Genomic DNA, 1,691 nt, shown 5'->3' with positions numbered 1-1,691 from the left:
CATCTGCGACCGTGTCGTCGTCGCGCGGGACGCCGCGCAGCTGATGTCCCGCGCCGCCGAACTGGGGCACGCGTTGCGGTGAGATCCCTGCTACCTACCCGATCGGGTAGGTACCGCACCTGTCCTTCGGCGGGTGTGGGGGCTCGTCCCGGACCGTAGGGTCTAGATCAGAGTCTTGTAATCTGGATCACATGCACGCAGGTGTCGGGAGGAGTGTCGACTTGTCCGTGTCCTATCCGTCCACCCGCACCACCGCCCCGGGCAGGCTGGTGAAATTCCATGCACCCGAGATCGTGTTCGGTATCGGGTCCATGGTCGAGGCCGCGCACGCGGTACTCCGCCTCGGCGGATCGAGGCCGATGCTCGTCACCGATCCGGGTCTGATCGACGCCGGCTGGGCGGCCGAACTTCAGGATCAGCTGCGCGAGCAGGGCCTCACCCCCGTCGTGTGGAGCGCGTTGACGCCCAACCCCAAGGACCACGAGATCGCGGCCGGGCACGACGCGTACCGCGAGGGCGAGTGCGATGTCCTCGTCGCCCTGGGCGGAGGCTCCGTCATCGACGCGACGAAGGGCATCGCGGTGCTCGCCGCGAACGGGGGCAACATCCTCGACTACGAGGGAGTCGACCAGGCGACCAGTCCGATCCCGCCGCTGGTGATGGTGCCGTCCACGTCGGGGACGGGCGCCGACGTGTCGCAGTTCTGCATCGTCACGGACACGCGGCGGGGCACCAAGATCACCATCATCGGCCGCGCGCTCGTGCCGGACGTGACGGTGATCGATCCCCGGCTGCTGACCACCATGCCGGACTGGCTCAATGCCGCGACCGGCCTGGACGCCCTCACTCACGGCATCGAGGCGTTCGTGTCGCTGGCGCACAACCCGCTCACCGACCACCATGCGCTCCGCGCGGTCGGGCTGGTCACCGACACCCTGGTCCGCACCATCGAGGAGCCGATGGAGATGGAGTCGCGCGCCGTCATGGCGCAGGCGAGTCTCGAAGCCGGCCTCGCGTTCACCAATGCGATCCTCGGTGCCGCGCATGCGATGAGCCATCAGGTCGGGGGACTGCTCGACCTGCCGCACGGTGTCATCAACGGCATCCTTCTCCCGCACGTCATCCGATTCAACGCCACCGACGACGCCACCCCGTTCGTCGCCATCGCCGCGGCGCTCGGTCTCGAGGAGCGTCGCGGAACACCCGAGGAGGCCGCTCTCGCGGTCGCGGACCGGGTGGAACGCCTCGCCCGCGAGGTCGGAGTGCCGAAAGGTCTGGGGCAGCTGGGAGTTCGCGAAGCCGACCTGACACGCCTGGCCGAGTTCGCGCTCCGCGACGCCTGCATGTCCACCAACCCGCGCACGGCCACCCAGGAGCAGATGGTGGCGCTGTTCCGGACTGCGCTGTGAGCGCATGAACGCCCCGGACCTGTCGACGCTCACCGGACTGCGGTCCGGCAAGCCGACGTTCTACCCCCAATATCGCGGCGCCGCAGAACGTCTCGAACGTGTCGTCCACGCGTTGGAACTCATTTCGCGGGCCCTCGTCCGCACCGTGGAGGGCCCCGAAACCCTCATCTGCGCGGTCGCCGAGGCGGCCCGGGCGCATCTGGACGCGCGATGGATCGCGTTCGCCCTCGCCGACGGCATGCTGCCCGACGCCGGCCCGCGCCGCCTGGTCCTGGGGCCGGA

Annotated in this window: 1 protein-coding gene and 1 pseudogene; both read left to right on the top strand. The window is 69.3% G+C overall.

Annotated elements, in window-relative coordinates:
- Positions 1 to 221 precede the first annotated feature (221 nt).
- Complete coding sequence (locus AC1D1G_RS44915) at positions 222 to 1,409, top strand: iron-containing alcohol dehydrogenase (protein ID WP_317569181.1); 1,188 nt, start codon at positions 222 to 224, stop codon at positions 1,407 to 1,409.
- A gap of 4 nt (positions 1,410 to 1,413) precedes the next feature.
- Positions 1,414 to 1,691, top strand: a pseudogene (locus AC1D1G_RS44910) (sensor histidine kinase); the annotation flags it as partial.

Source organism: Rhodococcus sp. P3_B8 (assembly GCF_056402775.1).
Note: the sequence above shows the minus strand (reverse complement) of the source record. Positions and strands in the feature narration are given on the sequence as shown.